This is a genomic window from Burkholderia sp. Bp9016 (assembly GCF_003857765.1).
Taxonomy (GTDB): Bacteria; Pseudomonadota; Gammaproteobacteria; order Burkholderiales; family Burkholderiaceae; genus Burkholderia.
Window position 1 is genome coordinate 25,201 of sequence record NZ_QTPY01000036.1, and the last position, 24,754, is coordinate 49,954.

20 protein-coding genes are annotated in these 24,754 nt (G+C 66.6%); 11 read left to right on the forward strand and 9 right to left on the reverse strand.

The window, feature by feature from the left end:
• The first annotated feature begins 29 nt into the window (after window positions 1-29).
• A complete protein-coding gene (asnB, locus tag DIE13_RS29715) occupies window positions 30-1,997 on the forward strand; it encodes an asparagine synthase (glutamine-hydrolyzing) (RefSeq protein ID WP_124830595.1) in 1,968 nt (655 codons plus the stop codon).
• A 161-nt stretch (window positions 1,998-2,158) separates the two neighbouring features.
• Here asnB and DIE13_RS29720 read toward each other — a convergent pair whose 3' ends face one another.
• The 3 genes from DIE13_RS29720 to DIE13_RS29730 form a co-directional block, all read right to left on the reverse strand.
• On the reverse strand, window positions 2,159-2,557 hold the full coding sequence (locus DIE13_RS29720) for a winged helix-turn-helix domain-containing protein (RefSeq protein ID WP_124830596.1): 399 nt from the start codon (window positions 2,555-2,557) through the stop codon (window positions 2,159-2,161).
• A 335-nt stretch (window positions 2,558-2,892) separates the two neighbouring features.
• Window positions 2,893-5,103, reverse strand: a complete 2,211-nt coding sequence (locus tag DIE13_RS29725) for a xanthine dehydrogenase family protein molybdopterin-binding subunit (RefSeq protein WP_124830597.1) — start codon at window positions 5,101-5,103, stop codon at window positions 2,893-2,895.
• Between the two features lie 2 nt (window positions 5,104-5,105).
• Window positions 5,106-5,567 (reverse strand): (2Fe-2S)-binding protein, encoded by a 462-nt coding sequence (locus tag DIE13_RS29730; protein WP_124830598.1) that lies wholly within the window; start codon window positions 5,565-5,567, stop codon window positions 5,106-5,108.
• A gap of 180 nt (window positions 5,568-5,747) precedes the next feature.
• Between DIE13_RS29730 and DIE13_RS29735 the strand changes: the two genes are divergently transcribed.
• Window positions 5,748-6,674, forward strand: a complete 927-nt coding sequence (locus tag DIE13_RS29735; protein ID WP_124830599.1) for an AraC family transcriptional regulator — start codon at window positions 5,748-5,750, stop codon at window positions 6,672-6,674.
• Between the two features lie 12 nt (window positions 6,675-6,686).
• Here the strand turns inward: DIE13_RS29735 and DIE13_RS29740 are convergent, their stop codons facing one another.
• From DIE13_RS29740 to DIE13_RS32705, 5 genes are read right to left on the reverse strand one after another with little or no spacing between them, the layout of a single operon-like run.
• Window positions 6,687-9,332, reverse strand: coding sequence for a glycosyltransferase (locus DIE13_RS29740; protein ID WP_124830600.1), 2,646 nt, complete (start codon window positions 9,330-9,332; stop codon window positions 6,687-6,689).
• A 29-nt stretch (window positions 9,333-9,361) separates the two neighbouring features.
• Window positions 9,362-10,780 (reverse strand): UDP-glucose/GDP-mannose dehydrogenase family protein, encoded by a 1,419-nt coding sequence (locus DIE13_RS29745; protein ID WP_233410029.1) that lies wholly within the window; start codon window positions 10,778-10,780, stop codon window positions 9,362-9,364.
• Window positions 10,781-10,819: 39 nt separating this feature from the next.
• Window positions 10,820-11,809: a UDP-glucose 4-epimerase GalE gene (galE, locus tag DIE13_RS29750; RefSeq protein WP_124830601.1), complete on the reverse strand. Its 990-nt coding sequence runs from the start codon at window positions 11,807-11,809 to the stop codon at window positions 10,820-10,822.
• The gene (locus tag DIE13_RS29755; protein ID WP_124830602.1) at window positions 11,806-12,813 is read right to left on the reverse strand and encodes a UDP-glucuronic acid decarboxylase family protein; all 1,008 of its coding nucleotides are present in this window, start codon (window positions 12,811-12,813) and stop codon (window positions 11,806-11,808) included. The genes galE and DIE13_RS29755 overlap by 4 nt, the downstream gene beginning before the upstream one ends.
• Window positions 12,806-13,030, reverse strand: coding sequence for a hypothetical protein (locus DIE13_RS32705; RefSeq protein WP_148094092.1), 225 nt, complete (start codon window positions 13,028-13,030; stop codon window positions 12,806-12,808). Before DIE13_RS32705 ends, DIE13_RS29755 begins: the two co-directional genes overlap by 8 nt.
• A gap of 443 nt (window positions 13,031-13,473) precedes the next feature.
• On the opposite strand from DIE13_RS32705, the gene DIE13_RS29765 reads away from it, so the two are divergent.
• The 7 genes from DIE13_RS29765 (at window position 13,474) to DIE13_RS29800 (ending at window position 20,198) form a co-directional block, all read left to right on the forward strand.
• A complete protein-coding gene (locus DIE13_RS29765) occupies window positions 13,474-13,689 on the forward strand; it encodes a hypothetical protein (RefSeq protein ID WP_124830604.1) in 216 nt (71 codons plus the stop codon).
• Window positions 13,690-14,960: 1,271 nt separating this feature from the next.
• Window positions 14,961-15,287 (forward strand): hypothetical protein, encoded by a 327-nt coding sequence (locus tag DIE13_RS29775; RefSeq protein WP_124830606.1) that lies wholly within the window; start codon window positions 14,961-14,963, stop codon window positions 15,285-15,287.
• 110 nt (window positions 15,288-15,397) lie between these two features.
• On the forward strand, window positions 15,398-15,988 hold the full coding sequence (locus DIE13_RS29780) for a hypothetical protein (protein WP_124830607.1): 591 nt from the start codon (window positions 15,398-15,400) through the stop codon (window positions 15,986-15,988).
• Between the two features lie 74 nt (window positions 15,989-16,062).
• The gene (locus tag DIE13_RS29785; protein WP_098551554.1) at window positions 16,063-16,335 is read left to right on the forward strand and encodes a hypothetical protein; all 273 of its coding nucleotides are present in this window, start codon (window positions 16,063-16,065) and stop codon (window positions 16,333-16,335) included.
• Between the two features lie 44 nt (window positions 16,336-16,379).
• Window positions 16,380-17,924 carry a chemotaxis protein CheA gene (locus DIE13_RS29790; RefSeq protein WP_124830608.1) on the forward strand — a complete coding sequence of 515 codons (1,545 nt, stop codon included), beginning with the start codon at window positions 16,380-16,382 and terminating at the stop codon, window positions 17,922-17,924.
• A gap of 155 nt (window positions 17,925-18,079) precedes the next feature.
• The gene (locus DIE13_RS29795) at window positions 18,080-18,664 is read left to right on the forward strand and encodes a hypothetical protein (RefSeq protein WP_124830609.1); all 585 of its coding nucleotides are present in this window, start codon (window positions 18,080-18,082) and stop codon (window positions 18,662-18,664) included.
• Between the two features lie 172 nt (window positions 18,665-18,836).
• Window positions 18,837-20,198, forward strand: coding sequence for a sigma-54 dependent transcriptional regulator (locus DIE13_RS29800; protein WP_124830610.1), 1,362 nt, complete (start codon window positions 18,837-18,839; stop codon window positions 20,196-20,198).
• A gap of 75 nt (window positions 20,199-20,273) precedes the next feature.
• On the opposite strand, the gene DIE13_RS29805 is transcribed toward DIE13_RS29800, so the two are convergent.
• On the reverse strand, window positions 20,274-20,765 hold the full coding sequence (locus DIE13_RS29805; protein WP_124830611.1) for a hypothetical protein: 492 nt from the start codon (window positions 20,763-20,765) through the stop codon (window positions 20,274-20,276).
• 376 nt (window positions 20,766-21,141) lie between these two features.
• Between DIE13_RS29805 and DIE13_RS29815 the strand changes: the two genes are divergently transcribed.
• Both DIE13_RS29815 and DIE13_RS29820 read left to right on the forward strand, forming a co-directional pair.
• Complete coding sequence (locus DIE13_RS29815) at window positions 21,142-21,819, forward strand: response regulator transcription factor (protein ID WP_124830612.1); 678 nt, start codon at window positions 21,142-21,144, stop codon at window positions 21,817-21,819.
• Between the two features lie 35 nt (window positions 21,820-21,854).
• Window positions 21,855-24,602, forward strand: a complete 2,748-nt coding sequence (locus tag DIE13_RS29820) for a type VI secretion system Vgr family protein (RefSeq protein ID WP_124830613.1) — start codon at window positions 21,855-21,857, stop codon at window positions 24,600-24,602.
• The last annotated feature ends 152 nt before the right edge of the window (window positions 24,603-24,754 follow it).

Below are 24,754 nucleotides of genomic sequence, written 5' to 3' on the forward strand. Positions count from 1 at the left end.
GGAACAGGTCAACAGGGGCGGACAAATCAATGTGCGGAATCGACGGCTTTCTGAATAGCGTCGCCTTCGATGAGGAGACAGCGCGCGGCACGCTCGCGCGGATGACGACGAGCCTCGCGCATCGCGGGCCCGACGGTCAAGGCGTCTGGGTCGACCCGGACGCCGGCATTGCGCTCGGCCACCGGCGGCTCGCGATCGTCGATCTGTCGGTGCACGGCCGGCAGCCGATGGCTTCCGCGTGCGGCCGTTACGTCATGGTCTTCAACGGCGAAATCTACAACCATCGCGAATTGCGCGCGGAGCTCGAGCGCGCGGGTCGCGCACCGGCGTGGCGCGGCCGCTCCGACAGCGAGGTACTGATCGCGGCGATCGCCGCATGGGGTGTCGAGGCGACGCTGCGGCGCACGACCGGGATGTTCGCGTTGGCGCTGTGGAATCGCGCGTCGCGGGTGCTCACGCTCGCACGCGACCGGATCGGCGAGAAGCCGCTCTATTACGGCCGGGTCGGCGACGCGCTGGTGTTCGCGTCGGAGCTCAAGGCGCTGCGCGGCTATCCGGGTTTCGACGGCGAGATCGATCGCGATGCGCTGTGCCTGTATCTGCGTCAGTCGGGCGTGCCCGCGCCGCATACGATCTATCGCGGCATCAGCAAGCTGCCGCCGGGCACCTACATCCAGTTCGAGCATGCGCGCGACATGCCGCACGTGCGTGCGTACTGGACGCTCGAGCAGGCGATCGAAGCGGGGCGCGAGGCGCCGTTCGACGGCAGCGCCGACGATGCCGTCGGGCAGCTCGACGCGATCCTGCGGCAGGCGGTTGCACGGCAGATGGAAGCCGACGTGCCGCTCGGCGCGTTCCTGTCGGGCGGCGTCGACTCGTCGGCGATCGTCGCGCTGATGCAGGCGCAATCGGCGCATCCCGTCGACACGTTCACGATCGGCTTTCACGAGGCCGGCTACGACGAGGCCGGTTACGCGAAGGCGGTGGCGCGCCATCTCGGCACGCGGCACACCGAACTCTACGTGACGGCCGATCACGCGCTCGGCGTCGTGCCGAAGCTGCCGGCGATCTACGACGAACCGTTCGCCGACGCGTCGCAGATCCCGACCTTCCTCGTGTCGGAGCTGACGCGCCGGCACGTGAAGGTGAGCCTGTCCGGTGACGGCGGCGACGAACTGTTCGGCGGCTATACACGCTACTTCCTGACGCCGCGCCTGTGGCGCAAGCTGCATCGCGTGCCGGCGGCGGTGCGTGCGCGGATCGCCGCCGCGCTGCATGCGTTGCGCCCCGATCACGCGGACCAGCTCGCGGCGGTCGCGCAGGGCGCGTGGGGCGGCGTGGAGGCACGCGAATCGGCGACGCGCATCGGCGACCGGCTGCACAAGCTCGGCCACGTGATGACGGCCGAGAGCCGGATCGGCTTGTACCGGCTGCTGATGTCGTCGGTGCACCATCCGGAGCGCATCGCGCTCGCCGGCCAGGAGCCGCCGACGCCGCTCGATACGGTGTCCGCGTGGCCCGCGCACCTGAGCTTCGCCGAACAGGCGATGGCGATCGACACGCTCGCGTACCTGCCGACCGACATCCTCGCGAAGGTCGATCGCGCGGCAATGGCGGTGAGCCTCGAGACGCGCATGCCTTTCCTCGATCATCACGTCGTGGAATTCGCGTGGCGGCTGCCGGCGTCCGTGCGCTTGCCGGAAGGACAGTCGAAGGCGCTGCTGCGCCGGCTGCTGGACCGGTACGTGCCGTCGGCGCTCATCGACCGGCCGAAGCAGGGATTCTGCGCGCCCGTCGATCACTGGCTGCGCGGCGCGTTGCGCGACTGGGCCGAGGCGCTGCTGCAGCCGTCGCGGTTGCGCGACGAGGGGTTCTTCGACGCGCAGGCGATCGAGCGGCTGTGGCGGCAGCACCAGACGGGCCGGATGAACTGGCAGCACCCGCTGTGGACGGTGCTGATGTTCCAGGCGTGGCTCGACGCGCAGCGCGCCGGGTGAGGCGGGGCGCCGACAAAGGCGACCGCCGCCCGGAGGCGGCGGTCGTGTCGCGGCGCGGCAGGCACGCCGGGTCGCGATGCGCTGCACGGCGAGGCGCAGCGCTTCGGGGGGACCTTGCCGGCGCGCCGCGCAGCGGCGGCGCGCGGGTCGGCCGCTACGCGTTACGCGTAGTCGGCGGCCATCGCCGGCTGCGGCGCGGCACGCAGGATCGGCGCCGCGTCGTGGCGTTCGACGTGTGTCATGGCCGCACCGAACAGCACCAGCCGGTAGCCGACCGCGTAGATCGGGATGATCCGCAGGTTCTTGTCGTGATCGAGCTGCAGCTTCGAGCGGATGCGCGAGATATGGGTGTCGAGCGTGCGCGACGACACGCTGAGCTCGCGGCCCCAGACCGCTTCCTGGATCGCTTGCCGCGGCACGATCTTGTTCATGTTGTCGAGCAGGAATTCGACGACGTCGAATTCACGCGGGGTTACGTCGACGACTTGGTTGTCGATTTCGATCGTGCGGCGCACGAAGTTGATTTTTATGTCGTCGATGTACAGGTATTTGCAATCCATGTTGGCCCTCGCATGTCCGTAAAGGAGTGTTTGCGGGAACATATGAAGCAACTTTCGGACCAAGGATTTTCTGTCGGGAAGCGACGGTCAGCGGCGGTGGTGCGATCGGCCTGCCAGCCTTGAATTTAAAAGAATTTTTAACGCGGGAGGCGTGGCGGGAGTGGAAGGGTCGGAGCCGCATTGAAGGATTGTTACGTAGCGTGAAGCGGGAACGTTACGTGCGTTACGGGCGGCGTAACGTCGGAACGGGCGGCCCGTGACGCGAATCGGGCGGTGGCGCGGGAGGGGGCCGGCCGCGCGACGTCCCCGCCCCGCGGCTGGCCTTTCTCCCGCCATCAAGCCTTCGCGGTATCCGTCGCATCGAACGGCAGCACGTAATGCCGCTTGCCCGTCGCCGCGAAGATCGCATTGGCCACCGCCGGCCCGACCGGCGCGACGCCGGGCTCGCCGACGCCGGTCGGCGCCTCGGCCGACGGCACGATGTGCACATCGACCTTCGGCATCTCCGCCATCCGCAGCACGTGGTAGCCGTCGAAGTTGCGCTGCTCGACCTGGCCGTCCTTCAGCGTGATCGCGCTGTGCAGCACCGCGCCGAGGCCGAAGCCGATCCCGCCTTCCATCTGCGCGGCGACGATGTCGGGATTGATCGCGATCCCGCAGTCGACCGCGCACACCACGCGCTCGACCTTCACCTTGCCGTCGGCGTCGACCGACACCTCGGCCACCTGCGCGACATGGCTCTTGAACGCCTCGGCGACCGCGATGCCGCGCCCGCGGCCTTTCGGCAGCGGCTTCGCCGGGTCCCAGCCGGCCTTCTGCGCGGCCAGGTCCAGCACCGCGCGCATGCGCGGCTCCTTCGCGAGCAGGTCGCGGCGGAACAGGTACGGATCCTTGCCGGCCGCGTGCGCGGCCTCGTCGACGAACGCCTCGACCGCGTAGGCCGTGTGCGAGCTGCCGACCACGCGCCACCACAGCACGGGCACGCCGACCTTGGTGGTGGTGAGTTCGACCGACACGTTCGGCACCGCGTACGGCAGGTTCGCCGCGCCCTCGACCGACGTCGCGTCGACCCCGTTCTTGACCATGAACGCCTCGAACGGCGTGCCGGCGAGGATCGACTGGCCGACGATCCGGTGGCGCCAGCCGACCAGCCGTCCGTCCGCGGTCAGCCCGGCGTCCATCTTGTGGAAGTACATCGGGCGATAGAAGCCGCCCTGGATGTCGTCCTCGCGCGTCCACTGCAGCTTGACCGGCTTGCCGTCCGCGCCGAGCGCCTTCGCGATCGACACGGCCTCGACCACGTAGTCCGACCACGCGTTCGCGCGCCGGCCGAAGCTGCCGCCCGCGTACAGCGTGTGGATCTGCACCTGCTCGGGCTTCAGGCCCGCGACCTTCGCCGCGTTGCCCTGGTCGACTGTCTGGAACTGGTCGCCGGCCCAGATTTCGCAACTGTTGGCGCTCAGCTTGACCACCGCGTCGAGCGGCTCCATCGGCGCGTGCGCGAGATACGGGAATTCGTACGTCGCGCTGATCTTGCGCGCGGCGCCGGCGATTGCCGCGTCGGCATCGCCATCCTTGCGCGCCGACGCGCCTGGCTTTGCGGCGAGCTGCCGGTATTCGCGCATGATCTCGTCCGAGCCGCGCTTTTCGGCGTTCGTTTCGTCCCAGTCGACCTTCAGCGCGTCGCGTCCCTGTTTGGCGGCCCAGAAGCCGGTCGCGACGACCGCGATGCCGCCCGGCACCTGCACGACCGACACCACGCCCGGCACGGCCTTCGCGGCCGTCGCATCGAACGACCTGACCGTCGCGCCGAAGCGCGGCGGGCGCTGCAGCAACGCGACGCGCATCCCGGGGAAGGCGGTGTCGAGCGTGAAGTGCGCGGTGCCGTTCGATTTTGCCGATGCGTCGACGCGCGGAATGCGATGGCCGATCAGCCTGAAATCGGCCGGTTGCTTCAGCACGACCTTCTCGGGCACCGGCAGTTTCGACGCGTCGGCCACGAGCGTGCCGTATGCGGCCGTCTTGCCGCTTTTCGCGTGCGTGACGACGCCGTCGGCGGTGCTCAGCTCGCTCGCCGGTACTTTCCAGCGCGCGGCGGCGGCCGACACCAGCATCGCGCGCGCCTTGCCGCCCGCTTCGCGCAGTTGTTGCCACGAGTTCGACATGGCCGAGCTGCCGCCCGTGCCCTGCATCGTGCCGAACGCGAGGTTCGCGTAGCGCTTCGCATCGGCCGGTGCGCTTTCGACGCGCACGCTCGACCAGTCGGCGTCGAGTTCCTCGGCGACGATCGTCGCGATGCCCGTGTATGCGCCCTGGCCGAGTTCGACGTGTTTGGCGATCACGGTCACGGCGCCGTCGGGCGTGATGCGCAGGAACGCGTTCGGCGCGAAGTCGGCGGCGGGCGGCGTCGCGGCGAGCGCGCGGCGGCCGAGGCCGGCCCATTCGAAGCCGATCGTCAGGCTGACCGCGGCCGCGGCGCCCGCGGCTTTCAGGAACGTGCGACGCGACGGTCGCACCGAACCGGGATTGTCGAGTTCGATCGTCATGGTCAGGCTCCCAGCGTCGCGGCTGCGTCGTGGATCGCGGCCCGGATGCGGGCGTAGGTCGCGCAGCGGCAGATATTGCCGTTCATCGCGGCATCGATGTCCGCGTCGGTCGGTTTCGGGTTTTGCTCGAGCAGCGCGGTGGCCGACATGATCTGGCCGGACTGGCAGTAGCCGCACTGCGGCACCTGCAGCTTGACCCAGGCGGCCTGCACGGCGTGCGCGGGCTGGCTCTGCAGCCCTTCGATCGTCGTGACGTGCTTGCCAGCGATGCCGGCGAGCGGCAGCACGCACGAGCGCACGGCCTGGCCTTCGAGATGCACGGTGCACGCGCCGCACTGCGCCATGCCGCAGCCGAACTTCGTGCCGGTCAGCCCCGCGTGCTCGCGGATCGCCCAGAGGACGGGCATCGACGGATCGGCGTCGAGCGTGACGCTCTTGCCGTTCAGGACAAACGTGGTGGGCATTTTTTGTCTCCGTGGGGAAAACCCGGCGTACGCCGGATCAGGTGGCAGTGTGCGCGAGCGCCCGATTTTTCCGTCTACCCAATCCTGCAAATTTATTGAACAATCCTGCAAATCCCCGGCGCGTCGCGGACCGTTTCGCTATGCTCCCGCGACACAGGGAAATGAATCGAGGATGGCGTCATGGACATGACCGATATCGCGGCGTCGCGCGAATCCGGGCGGCGCGAGCTGGCCTCGCTGATCGGCCGCTTCGCGCCGACGGACGGCTCACACTCGACGGCCGTGCCGGCGCTGCTGCTGCACCGGCACACGCATCCGGTCGATCTCGGCTGCGGCGTGTCGCGCGCCGCGCTCGTGATCGCCGCGCAGGGCGCGAAGCGCGTCATCGTCGCCGGCCAGGCTTACGAATACGATACGCAAAACTGCCTGATTACGTCGATCGACTTGCCGATCCTCTCGCGCGTGACGCAGGCATCGCCCGATGCGCCTTACCTTTGCCTGTCGCTGACGCTCGATCCGCAGCGCATCGTCGAGCTCGCGGCCGAGATGCGGCTGCCGGAGCCCGACGCGGGCCCCGAAGGCGAAGGCATCGCCCTTACCGAACTCACGCCGCCGCTGCTCGATGCCGCGCTGCGGCTGTTGCGGCTGCTGGACACGCCGGCCGACATTCCGGTGGTCGCACCGCTGATCGAAAAGGAGCTGCTGTACCGGCTGATGACGAGCGGGCAGGGCACGCGATTGCGGCACATGGCCGTCGCGGGCAGCCAGACGCACCGGATCGCGCGCGCGATCGAGTGGATCCGCGATCACTACGCGGAACCGATGCGCGTCGACACGCTCGCGCAGGCGGTCAACATGAGTGTGTCGTCGCTGCACCATCACTTCAAGCACGTGACGACGCTGAGCCCGTTGCAGTACCAGAAGCAGTTGCGGTTGCACGAGGCGCGGCGGCTGTTGCTGCGCCAGGGCGGCGACGTCGGGTCGGTGGCGGCGACCGTCGGTTACGAAAGCGCGTCGCAGTTCAGCCGCGAATACAGCCGGCTGTTCGGCGCGCCGCCGCTGCGCGACGTCGTGCACCTGCGCAGGAAGGAACTGCTCGGCACTTAGCGGCGCGGCGGCTCATTTCGCGATGACGCTCGTCTGCAGGAACGTCGGAGCGATCCGCCAGTCCGGCACATAGTTCGCCGGCCACGCGCCGGGCGTATCGACCGCGTTGAAATAGAACACGGCCGTGAGCAGCGGATAGCGCCACAACGACCGCTGGAATTCGTCGAGCTCCGCGCGTTTGCGCGCGTCCGACCCGTCGACGCCCAGCTCCGTGACCATCACCGGCAGCCCGTAGTCGGTCACCCGCGCGTACTTGGTCTTCAGGATGCCCGCCGCGGAGAACTGGCCGCCGGGCGGCCACACCGCGCAGCGCCGGCAGTCGAAAACGGACAGCCCGATGTCGTCCACGTAGCCGCGGCCGGGGAAATAGTCGTCGAGGTTGCGATTGCCGGCCGGCGACCACACGAAGCGGATCTGGTTGGTCACCATCCGGCATGCGGTCACGACGCGCCGATAGGCGTCGACGTACGCGGGCCCGTCGCCGTTCGCCCATGGATAGCGTCCGGTGTCGACATCCATCTCGTGGCCCCAGCGCACGAACACCGGGCCCTTGAGCGCGGCGAGCGCCGCGCAGGTCCCCGCGATGCGCGTGTCGTAGCGGCCGTGCGCGATGTCCTCGAGCAAGTCGCCGTGCCGTGTGTCGCCGCCGATCGCCCACGGTTCGATGGTCAACATCAGCGACCGGTTGCGGGCCTGCGCGGTGCGGTACGCGAGGTCGATTTCCGCGCCGAGGTCCGGTGCGTTCCACGACACGAACACGTGATCGAACGCGAGGTCCGGATCGTCCGCGAACGCATGGCCCGGGTCGTACGCGCCGAACTCCGGCTGCTTTACCGGTTGCCCCGGTGCGGGCGCGACCACCGCGGGCAGCCCCGAACGCCACATCATCGCCTGCCAGCCCTTCGGCGCGCGCAGCCCGATGCCCGTCAGCAGCATCGCGAGCGCGAACACGAACAGCGCGTTGCGCACGGGCAGGCGGCTGAAGAACATCTGCCGGAGCGCCGATGCGGTGCGCCCCTGTTCCCTGCCGTGATTGACGGTGACGATGCCGGCGATCACGAGGTACAGGATGCTCGTGAGCGTCGAGAACAGGTAGAAGCCGGCCGCGTTGTGCGGATTGTCGATCGCGACGACGGGCAGGCTGCAGAACAGCGAGATCAGCAGGTATGGCGACACGACGCGCAGCGGCGCGTCCTGTTCGATCGTGCCGCCCTTGGGCGTGACCTTGAATGCGAATTCCTTGCCGCGCAGGCAGTCCAGCACCGCCGATCCGCAGCCGAGCACGACCCACGGCCAGCGCGCGAACACGAACGACAGGCCTTCCCACGACAGCAGCTTCGTATCGAGCGGCCGGCACGACCGGGTCGTGCGCGTGACCCACGTGACGACGCAGAGGAGCAGCACGGTGAGCGGCAGCGCATAGGTCAGGTACGTGAGGTAGTCGACGTGCGCCCACACGCGCCCGGTGAGGAGCGCGACGACCGGAATCACGACGCTGCCGGCCATCGCGAGCGCGCACAGCGGATACCAGAGCTGGCAGAACAGGAACTGTATCTTCAGCTTCGGCGGCAGGCCCATGAAATAGTGGCGCGTGTAGCGCAGCATGATGATCATCACGCTCTTCGACCACTGGAATTCCTGCGTCGCGAGATCGGCGAAGGTGCGCGGCCCTTCGCCGTTCGCGATCGCGTTCAGCGCATGCATGCCGCGCCAGCCATTCGCGTTGAAGATCATCGTCGTCGAGTGATCCTCGGCCAGCTCGGGCCCGATCCCGCCGATCTCGCGCAGCGCGCGGCAGCGCACTGCGTAGTGCGAGCCGATGCAAAGCGGCGCGAGCCCGGCCGCGTAGCCGGCCTGCATCGTGCCGTGCAGCGGCCCCTCGACGTTGACGCGTCCGCGCGCGCTCCAGCTGGTGGCCGCGTTGCTGTCGCAGATGCTTGGCGCCGACACGTAGCCGACCTTCGGATCGAGAAACGGCCGCAGCATCTCCTCGAGATACGTATGGGTCGGCACGTGGTCCGCATCGAGCTGCGACACGAAATCGTAGTTGTCGTAGCCGTACTTATCGTAGAAGTACGCGAGATTGCCTTCCTTGCATTTCGTGCGGCGCGGCCAGCTCGTGCGGTGGTACTCGGCGATGCCGCGCCGCGTCGACACGCGCACGCCGTGTAGGGCGCACCATTCGAGCGTTTCCGGCGCGGGATCCTCGTCGGCCAGCCACGTGTCGTGCGGATAGCTCTGGTCGAGCATCGCGAGCAGCGTCGTGCGCACGATGTCGAACGGCTCGGACGGCGCCTTGGTGACCACCATCGCGACGCGCCAGTCGCGCGGCACCGCGAGTGCCGGGTTCGGCACGACCGCCGAGCGGATGATGAAGATGAAGTAACCGGGAATGAAGGTGGTCCAGAACAGCACGAAGCAGTTGACGCCGAAGCGGAACGCATCGACGTAGTGCTCGTCGCGCAGCCACCACTGCCAGAAGATCGCCAGCGCGCCGAACCAGCACAGCGCGAGGAGCTGGAACACCGTCTTCGTCTCGGCGTCCATCAGCGGGACGAGGAGGGGAGCTTCCGTGTGCGGGCTGTCGACGTGTTCTGCTTCGGTATCCAATGTTTCCCGGGCAGGGCCGCCGGCAAGCGACGCAACCAGATTCTTCATGGCGTTCTCCCGCAACGGTTGGGTAACGGTTACTTCGAGTCGACCATCTGGGTTGAAGCAAGGGGTGCCGCGGGCGCGTCCGCGGACGGGGTGCGCGGCGCGTTCGCACGGTCCGCGCTCGGATGTTCGCCGCACGAGCGGCCCACGCGTTCGTAGCGGCGAAAGCCGCTGTCGACCGCGAGCCGCTCGCTGAACAGGTTGCGCATGTCGAGCATCACGGGGTCGGCCATGTGGTCCGCGAGATCCGCGAGATCGAGCGCTTCGAACGCCTTCCATTCGGTCATCACGACGACCGCGTCCGCGCTGCGCACCGCGTCGACCGCCGAGCCTTCCATGAACACCTGCGGCAGCAGCCGCGACGCCTCGTGCGGGCGTGCCGGGTCGTAAGCGCGGATATGCGCGCCGGCGCCGACCAGCAGCTGGATCACGTCGATGCTCGGGCTTTCGCGCACGTCGTCGGTCTGGCCTTTGAAGGTCAGACCGAGCACGGCGATGCGCTTGCCCTTGATCGAACCGCCGCACGCCTTCTCGATGCGGTGGAGGATCTGTTCCTTGCGCAGCGCGTTCGATTCGATCGCCGCGCTGACGATGCGCAGCGGCACCGCGTATTCGGACGCCGTCGCCTTCAGCGCGCGCGTGTCCTTCGGGAAGCACGAGCCGCCCCAGCCGGGGCCGGCCTTCAGGAAGGACGCGCCGATGCGCCGGTCGAGGCCCATGCCGTTCGCGACCAGCTCGACGTCCGCGCCGACCGCTTCGCACAGGTCGGAGATTTCGTTGATGTAGCTGATCTTCACGGCTAGGAATGCATTCGCCGCGTACTTGACCAGCTCGGCCGTCTCGATCTCGGTGGCGAGCACAAGATGGCCCATCGCCTCGAGCGGCGCGTAGATCGTCTTCATGATCTCGATCGCGCGCGGATGCTCGGCGCCGAACACGATGCGATCCGGATGCATGAAATCGTCGAGCGCTGATCCTTCGCGAAGGAATTCCGGATTCGACGCGATCGCCGCTTCGATACCGGCGGGGGCGTGATGCTCGACGATGTGTTCGATGACCCGGTTGGTGCCGACGGGGACCGTCGACTTCGTGACGACGACCGTGAACCCGTTCAGGTTCGAGGCGATTTCCCGTGCGGCCGCCTCGACGTACCGTAAGTCCGCGCGGTCGGTGCCCGGCAGCGTCGGCGTACCGACCGCGATGAACACCGCGTCGCGGTCGCGCACGCTCGCCGCCAGGTCGCTGCTGAAGCGCAGCGTGCCGCGTTCGACGTTGCGTGCGACCACGGCGTCGAGGCCCGGCTCGTAGATCGGCATGCAGCCGTCGTTGAGCGCGTCGATCTTGCCGCGATTGTTGTCGATGCACACGACGTCATGCCCGAGATCCGCAAAGCAGGCGCCGCTGACGAGCCCGACGTAGCCGGTGCCGACGATGGCAATCCGCACATTCATGGTGATTCCCCTGCGTGGGTTTGTCTGATGCCTGCGTGACTATCGGATGGCTTCGCGATGCCGTTCCTTCTGAAACCACCGTGCTGCGTGTTCGACCATCTGTTCGATTGCGATGAAGCGCGGCCGCCAGCCGAGCACGAGCCCGGCCTTCGTCGCGTCCGCATACAGCGCGGGCGGGTCGCCCGGGCGGCGCGCGGCGATCACCGTCGGCACCGCGCGTCCGGTTGCCGCTTCGACGGCGCGAACCGCTTCGAGCACCGACGTGCCGGTGCCGGTGCCGAGATTCAGCGCGACGCTGTCGCCTCCGCCGCACAGGTGCGCGGTGGCCCTCACGTGCGCGTCCGCCAGGTCGCTTACGTGGATGTAGTCGCGAATCGCCGAACCGTCGGGTGTCGGGTAGTCGGTGCCCATCACGCGAAATACGCTGCCGGTGCCGAGCGCCGCACGGATCGCGAGCGGCAGCGCATGCGTTTCCGGGTCGTGGTTCTCGCCGATCGTGCCGTCCGGGTCCGCGCCCGCCGCGTTGAAGTAGCGCAGCGCGACCCACTTCAGCCCGTACGCACGCTCGAAATCCGCGGCCATCCGTTCCATCGCATACTTGCTGAAGCCGTACGGGTTGATCGGCTGCTGCGGCGTGCGCTCCGAGATCGGCAGCGTGTCCGGGATGCCGTAGGTCGCGCACGACGACGACATCACGAGCCGGTTCACGCCGGCCTCGCGCATCGCGCCGAGCAGCGTGCAGGTGCCCGTCACGTTCACCGTGTAGTAGCGCTCGGGAAGCAGCACCGATTCGCCGACGTAGGCGAGCGCGGCGAAATGGATCACTACCTCGGGCCGGTACCGGGCCATCGCGATCGCGAGCGCGTCGCGGTCGAGGATGTCGGCCACGACGAGCGGTCCCCATTGGACCGCGTCGCGATGGCCGGTCGACAGGTTGTCGTAGGCGACCGGCTCGTGCCCTGCCTGTGCGAGCGCCTTGCACGTATGGCTGCCGATATAGCCTGCGCCGCCTGTCACGAGCACGTTCATGCGATGGCTCCGGTCATGCGCAGCACCGGCTCGAGCCACAGTTCGCGGCTGAAGTAGTCGACGGTGCGGCGCAGCCCCTCGTCGAGATCGACGTCCGGGTGCCAGTCGAGCTCGGTGGCGGCGACGGCGATGTCGGGCTTGCGCTGGTGCGGATCGTCGATCGGCAGCGGACGGAACACGATTTCGGACGACGAGCCGGTTATCTCCAGCACTTTCTCCGCGAGCTCGATCATCGTGAATTCGCCGGGATTGCCGAGATTGACCGGCGTGCCGACATTGCGCGCGGCGCCCATCAGCGAGAAGAAGCCGTCGATCAGGTCGCTGACGAAGCAGAACGAGCGTGTCTGCTTGCCGTCGCCGTAGATCTCGAGCGGTTCGCCGTTCAGCGCGCCGACGATGAAGTTCGACACGACGCGGCCGTCGCGCGGCGACATCCGCGGGCCGTACGTGTTGAAGATGCGTGCGACGCGCACGTCGATGCCGTGTGCGCGATAGTAGTCGTAGCACAGCGCCTCGGCGGCGCGTTTGCCTTCGTCGTAGCACGCGCGCGGGCCGATCGTGTTCACGTTGCCGCGATAGGTCTCGATCTGCGGATGCACGCCGGGGTCGCCGTAGATCTCGCTCGTCGACGCCTGGAACACCCGTGCGCCCGTCTTGCGCGCGAGCGCGAGACAGTGGTTCATGCCGAGCACGTTGGTCATCATCGTGTGGACGGGATCGATCTGATACGTCGGCGGCGAAGCGGCACACGCGAGATTCCAGATCTCGTCCACCTGCAGTTGCGGCAGGCCGAGCGACACGTCGCCCTTCACGAACTCGAAGCGGCCCGACGCCTTCAGGTCGGCGATGTTGAGCTTGCGCCCGGTCAGCAGGTTGTCGACGCACGTGACGCTTGCGCCTTCCATCACGAGGCGTTCGCAGACATAGCTGCCGAGAAAGCCGGCGCCGCCCGTTACGAGCACGCGCTGACCGACGCGCGTTTCGATCGAAACCCGGTCATTCATGGTCCTCTCCGTCGTCGAGCATCGTCGGCAGCGCGAGATCGAGGTGTGTGAAGAGCGCACGAACGGGCGCCATCGCGTTGTGCGGGCATTGAGTCGGCGCACGCCGGCCCATGTAGGCGGAGTTCGCCGAAGTGCCGTGACCGGCACTCCGGTTTCGCTGATTGCCACGCTGATGCCTGAGCGACGCGAACGCCGCTCGATCGCTGGTGAGCTTCATTGCCTTACCCCGGATGGCTTATTGACGATGCCGCCGCCGCCCGCCTTCTTCGGGGCGTGACGTGCGGCTCGCCAGGATCGGATATCAGGCAATCGGCATGCCAGGGACGCTGGCTGAACGCGTCGTCCCGGCATTGCGTCCGCGCGGCCGCGCGGCATGCGCATTTCTGTTTCAGACGTGAATCGTCGGGACAGTTCGATGCGCCTGGAGATGGTCGCCGCGACACGGATCGATCACACGAAATGCACGGCAGATCCTGCTGCGACGGATGTTCAGCGGTCGATCGGACGTTGGAATGCGCATGTTGCAGCAATGAGATTGACGTTGGTCGTCGATTAAAAAATGTATCGTCCGTGAACTGTGTCCCGATCGATTCGATATAAAAATAATCATCGAAAAGGCGTTTTTTATTGAAAGAAAGTGAATTGAATGGGATGGAATGGATGGATAAGGAAACTGCAATAGATGGTAATGAGGGCGCGTCGATGGTTTATCTCGGGTGCTGGGTCGGGGTGGCGGCCGTGCTGGCGCAGTGCGAATGGATTTGTTTTTTCGCCGGCTTCGTCTTCCATGCGACATGTCGCTCGCGGGCGAGTCTGGCGGTATTTTCACGGATGAATCAATTGCGTTCGGGTTCTGAGGCAGCGCGTATCGTGTAAACGTATCGATGCCCGTCGCGCCGGGCCTCCGGAACTGCGGGTTGTGCACTTCGATTTACTGCTGTCCGGGCGATCCGGGGCCGCCGCGGCCGTTTCGCGACAGCCGTGCAGGGCGCTGCCTCGAGCGCACGGCGGCGCGTTTCTCAAGTTTGAAACACCCGTTCGCGGACCCGTTCCAGGCCCGGCTGCATGCCGCATTCGTCCGTCTATTGCCGGGATTGCTTCGTGGCGTTCAATGATCGCGGAGCGTTCCCGACGGTTGTCGCGATACATTCCTGAAACAAAAAGTGCGATTTATGACGCTGCGTTTCGCGGTCGTTGTAGCGCATCGTGCGCAACGGTTGGTGGAATAACGCATGGCATGCTGCTTGCGACATTCGGGGCATCGGCGGGCGGTCGACATCACGTAACAAAGATGTGGGGCGGCCAACTCGTCAATAAGCCAGTCGGGGAAACGGCGATGAAGACCATAAGCAGCAGCTTGATCCGCGCGTTCTTGGCGCAACAGTGGGGTAGTCGGACAAATAGGGGTATCGCTCGCGACGCAGTGCCAGCTTCGCGGGTTACACCTTGCCGGTTTCATGGTCTCCGCGCGGTGCACGCGCTGGAGCGCCTTTCGCTGCGGACGACGACCGGCCGACAGCGACGCTCGCCTTCATTCAGTTCACCCGGCTGGACCATGCTGTTCGTGCCGAACAGCTTGACGCCGATTCGTCTTCGACCATGCAGGGCCGCTTCGATTGCGTCGGACCAATGCCGGCGCTGGCTGGATTAGCTCGAATGCCCTCGGCCGGATTGCCAGGAAGACCTTTGATCGGTTTCTCAGGGAGATGCGATGCCATCTGACCGTGAAGCAGCCCCGTTATCGCTGTAATAAGGCAGATATTGCCGGCGGCCCTGTGTTTGCGGTAGATAATTATATTCACGCATTTTCGATCGCTGAAACGGGATGCCATGTGCCGGCATGCCGCTGGCAGGGTGTCGAATAAAATAATCCGGTATATCGAATTAGTTAATCCGGATTTTGTGAATGTGTTGACTTTTGGTAATCGCGGAGTATTGCGGGTATTATCGAAAACACCTACAAGAAATTTCGGAAAACTAAGAAATAAGAACTACACTTCGCTTGGCAAAAATTATGAAGCGGAGAATTCGAATCGATGCTTCGTAATTAGATGGTGGTCCTAATTTATTGGGATTGCTCAAGGCGGGAGGGTTGAAGGCGTGCAACCTTCCTCGCTTATTCCGTCCACGCCGTTATGGAGTCGACCATGAAGAAGCTTCTGATTGCAGCAGCAGTTCTGGCCGTTTCGGGTGCAGCGTTCGCAGGTGGCGGCACGGTGTCGAGCAGCAGCTCGTCGAGCGGTGGTGCGACGTCGGCCGGCGTCGTCGGGTTCGGTCACTTCACTGCGACCGATTCGGGCTCGGCACTCGGCGCAGCTGGCGCAGTTGCCGGCGGCCCGGGCAGCGGTTCGATCTCGTACACGAGCCACACCCAAACCTCGTCGGTTGGCGGCTTCGGGTTCGGCGGCTCGCAAGCTGGCGGCAGCAGCGGCGCGAACGCCGGCTCGATCGGCTGGACGACGTATCACCACTAAGCCGCGGCGCGTAGCGTTCGTCATTGGCTGGCGGTGCGGATGCCGGGCGGCGTCTGGTTGAGGCGGGCCCGGCACCGGACTGCTGAACTTCATCACAGCAAGGAATTGCTATGAAAGCCAACGTCTTTGTAGCTGCAGCGCTCACAGCCCTATCGTCGGCCGTACTGGCCGCCGGGCCGTCGACAGTGAACCAGACGCAATCCGTCGCAGCGGGTGTGTCCGGTTCGGTATTGGTCGGCTCCGGCAGCTATACGAGCAATTCGAATTCGGTCGCGGGTGCCAGCGCAGGAAGTACCGTCACACCCAGTGGTTCCGCCGGAACGGCATCCGCCTTCCACAACTCGACTTCGACGGCCAGCGGTTCAGGCACGAACGGGGGCGCGTTCGCAGCAGGCGGCGGTATCGGTGCCGCAGGCTCGTACGGCGGGAACAGCACGACCAGCGAGAACGCAAATGCGCTGTCGGGCGGTGTTACCGCCACGATCGTACTCGGCGCAAATCACTACACGGCAACGGGTGCGAACGACAACGGCATTGCCAACGCTGGCGCTGCTGGCGGAACCGGCAGTGGCGGGTCGGGGACGATCGCTGGTTCCAACCACTACAACTCGTCCACCGTGTGGAGTACCGGTTCGGCAGGATCACCGTCCGCATCGGGCGGCAGCCAGGGAAGTTCTGGCGCAACCGCAAGCAGTCCATAACAGTGTGTTGGGGGGACCAGTTTCCCAGCGACGCTGGTCTCTTGCCTCACCTGTTGTCACCGTAAGGAGTTGGCATGAAGCAGAAACTGATTGCCGCCGCTCTGATGCTCGCGTCTCTGACGGCATATGGCGCTGACCGTGCTGCCGAGGACGTGCAATCAAATTTGCAGACGTCAAACCCTACAACCAACCCGTCAGAACAACAATCGCTTTCGTCGGGCAATGCCATCGGGGCACCGGACTCTCAGCCATGGCCGGGAATGTCGGGCGGCTCGTGGTCCCAGCTGGGTAGTGGCTGGAAGCAGTTCGGGGAAGCAGGCAAAGCTGAAGGAATTCAGGGGAATTAGTACGGTTGCCTGGGTGGGAGGTCAAACCTCGTCCGGAGATTGAAATGAACAGCAACAAGATCAAGGTGGCATGCGCGGCAATGTTCGCGATGACCACGATCGGTGCCCAAGCGCAAACCGCCGACTCGACCTCAAGCGCGCAGTCGTCGACATCGTCGACGTCGATCAGCCAGGGCGGCGGTTCGAGCATGAATACGAACACCTCGACCGGCGGCAGTGCGACCAGCAGCAGCGGCGTGCGCGGGAGCGGCAATTCGAACGTGAACGTGAACGTGACGATGCCGTCCAGCACGAGCGGCGGTTCGAACGTGACACCGCAAGGCGTGAGCTCTCTCGCGTCGGCTGGCTCACCCGGCACCAACCCGTACAACACCCAGTCGGCGGAAAACGTCAACTATTCGGGTACCCAGACAATCAAGACGAACCCGGCGATCCAGGCGCCCGGCCTCACGACCACGCTGTCCGATACCTGCATGGGCTCGGTGAGCGTCGGCGTGTCGTTCCCGGGATTCGGCGCGACCGGCGGCACGACGCTCGTCGACCAGGCGTGCGTGCGTCGCCTCGATGCGCGTGAATTCCGTGCGATGGGGTTGACCGACGTTGCGCTCGCGCTGCTCTGCCAGAGCGATGCGAACCGGCGTGCAGTGGAAGCGACCGGCCACCTGTGCCCGGGCACGACCGCGCCGCTGGCGCGCTCGAACGTGGCGCCGGCTGCCGAAGCGACCGTCGCCGACGACGTGAAGTATCGCGATCCGCTGGTGCGCAACCGCATGGGTCTGCCGCCGCTCGACGCGGCCGCGCCGGCACCCGCACAGACGCGCCCGGTGGCGACGACCGCCGTCCAGTCAGCACCGATCGCCGCACCGATGCCCGCACCGTCGATCGCCGCACCTGCTGTCAGCGCAGTGCCGGTCGCCGCACAGGCGGCCGCCGCGAAGGCGTCCCAGGCCGCGGCAGCCGTGCCGGCTGCCGCCGCTGCGCCGGTTGCGGCAGCAGCACCTGCGGCAGCGCCTGCGGTTGCGGCTGCACCTGCCGTCGTACCGGCCGCGATGGCCGCGGTCCCTGCGGCCGCCGTCGTCGCTGCGCCGGCCGTCGCCGACAAGGCAGCCGAACCTGCGCCGGCCGTTGCCGACAAGGCACCGGAGCCCGCACCTGCGGTTGCCGACACGGCACCGGCACCGGAACCAGTGCCGGCAGTGGCCGACAAGGCACCGGAACCTGCGCCGGCCGCGACCGACACCGCCGCGCAAGCAGCGGCGCAGCCGGCCGTCGACACGAAGACGCAGGATGCCGCGCAAGCCGCTCCGGCCACGACCGACGCCGCACCGCAGGCCGACGCTGCTGCAATGCCCGCGCCCGCGGTCGATGCGAAGGCTGCCGATGCGGCACCGCAAGCGGCTGCTGAAGCGCCGGCTGCCGAAGCGCCGGCCCCCGAAGCCGCCCAGCCCGCCGCGCCGGTACCGGCCGCCGATTCGCCGGCCGTGACCGACCAGGCGAAGGATCTCGCGCCGGCAGTCGACCAGCAGGCTGCACCGGCCGCTCCGGCCATGCCGGCTCCGGCCGTCATCTCGACGAGCACGTCGTCGTAAGCAAGCGGGTCCGGCTCCCGCGCGACCGCACGCCGGCCGTGCGGGAGCCGCCGGAACCCGCTGCGCGACGCGCGTTGCAGGTTTGACGGGTGTTGGTCCCATCCCCGAGGTCAACACCTCTTTTTGCCTGTCGAGGGTACAAGGAGGCCTCAATCATGAGGATCTTTTTGGTCGCTCTGTTGCTGTACGGCACGCAAGCTGCCGCACAGTCGGTTTTCCAGAACCCTGCGGTTTTCGTCATCCTGAGCGAGCAGACCCTTGCGAACGCAGCGAGCGTGCAGCAGGCGCTGACCACGCTCGGCCGCCCGGACAACACGGCATGCGTGCCGATGATGATGGTCGGCGATCCGCAGATGATTTACATGATGCCGGAGGAAGGCCATGCGCCTTCGTGGCAATCGCCGGTATACGGCCGCGGCACGCCGTTCGAAGCGCAGAACGGGCCGGCGTCGACCGGCAAGACGGTCGGCGCGATGCAGCACGCGGAGGACATGCAGACGCAACCGTGGAGCGACAGCAGCGCGATCACGCAGAAGATCGCCGGCGAGTCGAGCGTATCGGCGTCGGACCGCGTCAGCGACTGGCAACGCAACAGTCTGAACACGATCGAGACGGCGCGTGCGACGGACGTGACAGTGAACGGCAAGGTCTACCGGCCCTACAACCATGAACTCAACCAGCCCGCGGGGCCAGTCGCAGAACCGCAAATCTATACGCAGCGGGTCGTGTTCTGCCGATAACGAAACACTACCGTGCGGACACGCCGGCAGCGCCGCGCGCGGGCAGGGAGACCCGTCGCGCATCGTGGCGCGCCGGGCGGCCCGACGGACAATCCCACGCGGCGAGGCCATCGTGAACTATTGCTGCCCGATCAGACTGTCAGGCCCGGAGGAGGACGAACCGGACGCATGCATGCCGCCGTTCGTGCCGGCCCGGCGCCACCACACCGCGCCGTCGCGTCCGCTCATCTATCTGTCGCAGCATCCCGCCCCTGCGCTGATCGACTGTCTCGCGTCGCGCGGCTGGGACGTATGGCGTGCGAAAACCGTTGCGGACGCACTCAATCTCGTCAAGGCGAACCGGCTGCATGCGGGTATCGTCGATTTCGGCGACTTCGCGTCGCCCGACGTCGGAGCGTTCGAGACGTTGCTGCGCGATCCGCGCGTCGGCTGGGTCGCGCTCGCGGATGACGACGGGCTGCGCGATACGACGGTTGCGCGCCTGATCCGCCAGTGCTGCTTCGACTACGTGCGCTACGGGAGCGCGGACGCGACCATCGGTTATCTCGTCGGCCACGCATACGGGATGGTGAAACTGTCGGAGGGCGACCCGGCCGCGGATGCCGCACTACCCGGCGGTACGATGATCGGCGCCTGCGACGCGATGCGTCGCCTGTTCGCGACGATCCGCAAGGTCGCCAACACCGAGGCGACTGTCTTCATCGCCGGCGAATCCGGCACCGGCAAGGAGCTGACCGCGGCCGCGATCCATCAGCAGTCGTCGCGCGCCGATGCGCCGTTCGTCGCCGTGAATTGCGCGGCGATTCCGTCGACGCTGCTGCAGGCCGAGCTGTTCGGTCATGAGCGCGGGGCATTTACCGGCGCGCATCAGCGCAAGATCGGGCGTATCGAGGCCGCGCACGGCGGCACGCTGTTTCTCGACGAGATCGGCGACATGCCGTTCGAGAGCCAGGCGAGCCTGCTGCGCTTTCTGCAGGAAGGCAAGATCGAGCGGCTGGGCGGCCATGCGTTGATTCCGGTGGACGTGCGGATCGTATCCGCGACCCACGTCGATCTCGAGGCCGCGATGCAGGCAGGGCGCTTTCGCCCGGACCTGTATTACCGCCTGTGCGTGCTGCGCATCGACGAGCCGCCGCTGCGCGCGCGCGGCCGCGACATCATGCTGCTCGCCGAGCACGTGCTCAGGCGCTATCGCGGCGACAGCTCGCACCGGATCCGCGGCTTCATGCCGAGTGCGATCGAGGCGATCCACAACTATGCATGGCCCGGCAACGTGCGCGAGCTGATCAACCGAATCCGGTTCGCGGTCGTGATGACGAACGGCCCGCTGATCTCGGCTGCCGACCTCGAATTGAACCAGTACACGTCGCGCCAGCCGCCGACGCTCGCGGAAGTGCGCCGGCAGGCGGAGCGGCGCACGATCGAGGAAACGCTGCTGCGCCACCGGCACCAGCACGCGGACGTCGCGGCGGAGCTGGGCGTCTCGCGCGCGACGCTGTACCGCCTGATGATCGCGCACGGGTTGCACGGCTGACGCCGATCGTGCCGATCGCGCCGGATGCGCCGCCCACGGTGCGGGCCCGGCGGCGTCGGGCCGCCGGCGCAGGCGTCAGGCCGGACGTTCGAAGCCCGATTCGACCCAGCGTTGGGCACTGGCCTTGTTGAGCTTGAACCCCGGGGACACTTTCGCGTCGGCCAGCAGCTCGCCATACGGGTCGAACGCCTTCAGCTCCGCGTACGGCTCGAACTCGTCCGGCACGATGTCGAGCGTGACCGACACATCCTGTCCGTCTTCGCCCTGAACCGTCACTTCCTTGTGCAGCAGCGCGCGGCGTTGCTGCGCGTGCCGCATCAGCACCTCGGTCGCGGTTTTCACGAGCGTGCGGAACGCGTTCGCGTCCATCGGTTTCGGATTCTTCTTGTCGCGGCCCATCGTCCACGGGCCGACGAGCGCTGGCTCGGCCTCGCCGTCCTTGATCATCTCGACGGCCCAGCCGTCGTCGTCTTCGTTCTTGATGATGCGTGCCGTCCAGCCGTTGTCGCGCCAGAGGCCGTCTTCGTGGATGGAGGTGTCGTCGGATTGCAGGTCGGATTCGGTCATGGGAGAAGCGGGGAGTACGGGCTGCCGGCGAGCGGGCGCGGCGCGCTGCCGCGATCGGCGCGCTGCCGCTGGCCGGTCGCCCGGAATGGCATGCAAAGGGGGCAATTTTACCCCGCGGGCCGGCCATGCGGCCCGCGCAGCCTGCAACGTTGGCCGTCCGGCCGACTCCGGTTGCCGCCGAACGAGCGAATCGGCGCAAATATCAAACTCGTATTACGTTCCTGAGGGCTGTCCTATACGTCGTCCGATATCCCTGCCGCGCACGGCTTCATAGAATAACGACCGGGATAAAAATATCTCGCTTGCCGATTCAACGCCGATCCGGCCGCGCGCGCATTCCGCGCTACGCGGCCCGGCGAACCTTCTGGAACTGCGCATGGGGAAATTCAGTATTCGCACCGTTTTCGCGTACGACTGGCCGTTGACGCTGGCGGGCATGGAGCACATCGCCGTCGACGCGTGCGCGATCGATCTCGTCGGCGTCTACCGGTCCCCGGGCGAACTCGCCGCGGCGCTCGACAGCATCGAATGCGACATCGCACTGGTCGACTATTCGATCAGCGCCGACAGGCAAATGGATGGCCTCGCGCTGTTCGAGTGGCTGCGGCGCATGCGCCCGAACGTCGGCATCGTCGCGCTGGTCGGCAACGAGAATCCGGTGATCTTCCGCTCGATCCTCGCGCAAGGCGGCGCCAGCCTCGTCAGCAAGTTCGACGAAGTCGGCCACATTGTGACCGCGATCCATTCGAGCTACAGCGGCGGGCGCTATCTGTCGCCGCTCGTGCGGCGCGCGCTCGACTCGCTCGCCGAACCCGACCATCAGCCGGTGAAGCTGTCGGCGCGCGAGATCGAGGTGATTCGCATGTATCTGGCCGGCGTTCCGATCAAGACGATCGCTCAGCGGCTGAACAAGGGCAAGCAGACCGTCAGTGCGCAGAAGATCAGCGCGATGAAGAAGCTCGGCGTGACCAACGATATCGAGCTGGTCCAGCGGGCGGCCGGGCTCGGGTTCGCCGGCAACAGGGTGGCGATACGGTCGGGCGGGGTGCAATAGAGGTGGCCGGAAGCAAGCATGACGAGGGCATGGCGATGTCGACAGCAACCGCATTCCGGCATTTTGCGTCCGGTCTGGGTGACTTGAACCGGCGGCCGGTCGCCCTTCATTTCGGGCAGGCACAACACGCGGTCGGCCATCTGCTGGCGCTTCACCACGCGGATATCCGCGAAGGGCTGATGTCGGGCATCGAAGGCACGCTGACCTGCGTGTCCATCCACGATCATTTGTCGCCTGCGCTGTTTCTCGGCCTGCCCGTGTCGGTCCGGCTGACGACCGACCGGGGCGGCATTCGGGCGATCAACGCGATCGTGCGCGAAGTGCGGACCGGTCAGTCCGACGGCGAACTGACCGTGTATCAACTGCACGTGTGCGACGCGCTGTCGTTGATGGATCGCCGCACCAACGCCCGTGTGTTCCGGTCGCGCAGCGTGACGGAAATCCTGGCGACGCTGATGAACGAGTGGAAGCTGCGCAGCGTCGCGCTCGCGCGTGCGTTCGATTTCGACCTGTCGGGATTGCAGGCCGAACGCTATCCGGTGCGCGAGCTCACGCGGCAGGTCAACGAGTCCGATGCGCGTTTCATCCGGCGGCTGCTGCGCCGGGAGGGCATCACGGTCTTCGCGAAGGCCGGCCGGGGTGGCGAGCGGCCGACGCATACGCTCATATTCTGCGACGACCCGTATCGCGTGACGGAAGCACCGGCCGGTACGCTGCGCCTTCAGCCGCGCGACGCCCGGGCCGGACAACGCGACACCGTGACGCTGTTTGCGCACGGTCAAAGCCTGTCGTCCGGCAAGGTGCGCCGTCCGTCCTGGGATTACAAGACGGCTCGCGCAGACGATTCCATGGCCGTCACCGGCATCGACCAGGGTGACGCGGGGAACGACCTTGCGCACCTCTTGACCGACGTCGCGATCGACATTCCGCACGTCGGCGATTCATGGTGCGATCACGACCGCATCACGCGCGACCGGATACTGGCGCACCAGTTCGAAGCCGAGCGTTACGACGGGATCGGCAGCGTGCGCGATTTGCCGGTCGGTCACTGGTTCACGCTGACGGGCGACCCCGAGCTCGACATGAAGCCGGTCGATCGCCGTCAGTTCGTGGTCACGTCGGTTCGGCACGAGATCCTGAACAACCTGCCGAAGCATCTGACGGGGCGCGTGGGCGAGCTCTTCGCGGCGAGTCTGAACCTCGCGCAAACCGCTTCCCCGGCACCTGTCGACGGATCGGCGCACACCGACACGCGCTACGAGAACCGCTTCACGTGCGTGCGGCGCGGCGTGCCGCTCAAGCCTGCCTACGATCCGAACATCGATGTGCCGCCGGTTCACCTGCTGACCGGCACGATCGTCGGCACCGAGGGCGAGGAAGTGTTTTGCGACGCGGCCGGCCGTGTGCGCGTGCGCATACACGGCTTCGATCCGGCAGACCATGCGCACGCGCAAGGTGCCGGTACGAACGATTCGGCCGGCGACAGTGCACCCATTCGCGTTGGGGCAAGCCTGGCGGGCAGCGGGTTCGGTGCGCTGTTCCTGCCGCGGGTCGGTATGGAAGTCCTGTTGGGGTGTCTGTCGGGCGACCCCGACCGGCTGGTCATCATCGGGGTGTTGAGCAACGGTGCGAACCCGCCCGCGAATTTCAGCGATACCGGCGCGCTGCCCGGCAATCGCTACCTGTCCGGCATCAAGACCAGGGAAATCAAGGGCCGGCGTCATAACCAGCTTCGTCTGGACGATACCCCGTCGCAAATCTCCGCACAGCTGGCGAGCGAACACGCGCATACCCAATTGAATCTGGGCTATCTGACTCAGCCGCGCGACGGCGGGCACGGCAGCGACCGGGGGGAAGGTGCGGAACTGCGCACCGATGCCGCCGCGGCGTTGCGCGCGGCCCGCGGCATTTTGCTGTCGACCTATGCGCGTGCACGGGCTACCGGCGGCCAGCTTGATCGGGAGGAACTGATTCGCCTGCTCGATCAATGCACCGAACTCTTCAAGTCGCTCGGCGACCATGCCGGCCAGCACGGTGGGCGGACCGCCGATGCCGCGGGCCAGGACAGCATCGCCGACGCGTTTCGAAACTGGACACCCGACAGCGCGCAGCGCGGTGAGGGCGACGACGCGTCCGCCTTGATGGCATTCGGCGCGCAGTCGGGATCGCTCAACGTCACGCCGAAAACGCATGTCGTGTATGCGGGCGAGAACATCGATCAGATCGCGCAGCGGCACGTACAGGTCGCGAGCGGCGAGCGCATCAATCTGCATGCCGGTCGCGGTGTCGCGATGTTCGCGCACAGCGATGGCGTGTCGGCGATCGCGAATCACGGGAAGGTCACGATTCAGTCGCAGAACGACGATACGCAAGTCGATTCGGCGAAGAACATTCAATTGACCGCGGCGGGCGGAACGCTGACCGGCACGGCGAGCGATGAAGTCGTGTTCGTGACGTCCGGTGGCGCGTATCTGAAGCTGCGCGGCGGCGATATCGAGCTGGGGTGTCCGGGCACCTTTACGGTGAAGTCGGCGGGGCATTCGTGGGGTGGGGCGGCCAGCATGACGGCGGACATGCCGAAATTCGGTCGAGACAAGCTTGGCAGGGTGCCGAAGCTGATCCATCCCACCGACGGCAACGCGGCTGCGGGGGTCGACGGCCGGGTAAAGAAGTCGTCCACCGGGCTGCCGAATTCTATGACCGACGCGGCGGGCACGCTGCCGGCGGTTGATGCCGACCAGGTCGAGAGGCTGGCGGTGCAGTTCATCAAGAAAAACGTATAAGCATGCGTAGGAGTCTGAATGATCGATTCATTTCTCGATCCGCATCCGGTAGCGGACACACCCACCGACGAACCAGCCACTGAGGCCGGGTTGCCTGACGCACCTGCGTCGCGCCCTGAACCGCCATCGATCATCGTCGGTCGTGTCGAAGG

Excerpts from the sequence above, each read along its gene's own strand:
- asnB (WP_124830595.1), top strand. The coding sequence starts at position 30 with ATGTGCGGAATCGACGGCTTTCTGAATAGCGTCGCCTTCGATGAGGAG.
- DIE13_RS29720 (WP_124830596.1), bottom strand. The coding sequence starts at position 2,557 with ATGGATTGCAAATACCTGTACATCGACGACATAAAAATCAACTTCGTG.
- DIE13_RS29725 (WP_124830597.1), bottom strand. The coding sequence starts at position 5,103 with ATGACGATCGAACTCGACAATCCCGGTTCGGTGCGACCGTCGCGTCGC.
- DIE13_RS29730 (WP_124830598.1), bottom strand. The coding sequence starts at position 5,567 with ATGCCCACCACGTTTGTCCTGAACGGCAAGAGCGTCACGCTCGACGCC.
- DIE13_RS29735 (WP_124830599.1), top strand. The coding sequence starts at position 5,748 with ATGGACATGACCGATATCGCGGCGTCGCGCGAATCCGGGCGGCGCGAG.
- DIE13_RS29740 (WP_124830600.1), bottom strand. The coding sequence starts at position 9,332 with ATGAAGAATCTGGTTGCGTCGCTTGCCGGCGGCCCTGCCCGGGAAACA.
- DIE13_RS29745 (WP_233410029.1), bottom strand. The coding sequence starts at position 10,780 with ATGAATGTGCGGATTGCCATCGTCGGCACCGGCTACGTCGGGCTCGTC.
- galE (WP_124830601.1), bottom strand. The coding sequence starts at position 11,809 with ATGAACGTGCTCGTGACAGGCGGCGCAGGCTATATCGGCAGCCATACG.
- DIE13_RS29755 (WP_124830602.1), bottom strand. The coding sequence starts at position 12,813 with ATGAATGACCGGGTTTCGATCGAAACGCGCGTCGGTCAGCGCGTGCTC.
- DIE13_RS32705 (WP_148094092.1), bottom strand. The coding sequence starts at position 13,030 with ATGAAGCTCACCAGCGATCGAGCGGCGTTCGCGTCGCTCAGGCATCAG.
- DIE13_RS29765 (WP_124830604.1), top strand. The coding sequence starts at position 13,474 with ATGGATAAGGAAACTGCAATAGATGGTAATGAGGGCGCGTCGATGGTT.
- DIE13_RS29775 (WP_124830606.1), top strand. The coding sequence starts at position 14,961 with ATGAAGAAGCTTCTGATTGCAGCAGCAGTTCTGGCCGTTTCGGGTGCA.
- DIE13_RS29780 (WP_124830607.1), top strand. The coding sequence starts at position 15,398 with ATGAAAGCCAACGTCTTTGTAGCTGCAGCGCTCACAGCCCTATCGTCG.
- DIE13_RS29785 (WP_098551554.1), top strand. The coding sequence starts at position 16,063 with ATGAAGCAGAAACTGATTGCCGCCGCTCTGATGCTCGCGTCTCTGACG.
- DIE13_RS29790 (WP_124830608.1), top strand. The coding sequence starts at position 16,380 with ATGAACAGCAACAAGATCAAGGTGGCATGCGCGGCAATGTTCGCGATG.
- DIE13_RS29795 (WP_124830609.1), top strand. The coding sequence starts at position 18,080 with ATGAGGATCTTTTTGGTCGCTCTGTTGCTGTACGGCACGCAAGCTGCC.
- DIE13_RS29800 (WP_124830610.1), top strand. The coding sequence starts at position 18,837 with ATGCCGCCGTTCGTGCCGGCCCGGCGCCACCACACCGCGCCGTCGCGT.
- DIE13_RS29805 (WP_124830611.1), bottom strand. The coding sequence starts at position 20,765 with ATGACCGAATCCGACCTGCAATCCGACGACACCTCCATCCACGAAGAC.
- DIE13_RS29815 (WP_124830612.1), top strand. The coding sequence starts at position 21,142 with ATGGGGAAATTCAGTATTCGCACCGTTTTCGCGTACGACTGGCCGTTG.
- DIE13_RS29820 (WP_124830613.1), top strand. The coding sequence starts at position 21,855 with ATGTCGACAGCAACCGCATTCCGGCATTTTGCGTCCGGTCTGGGTGAC.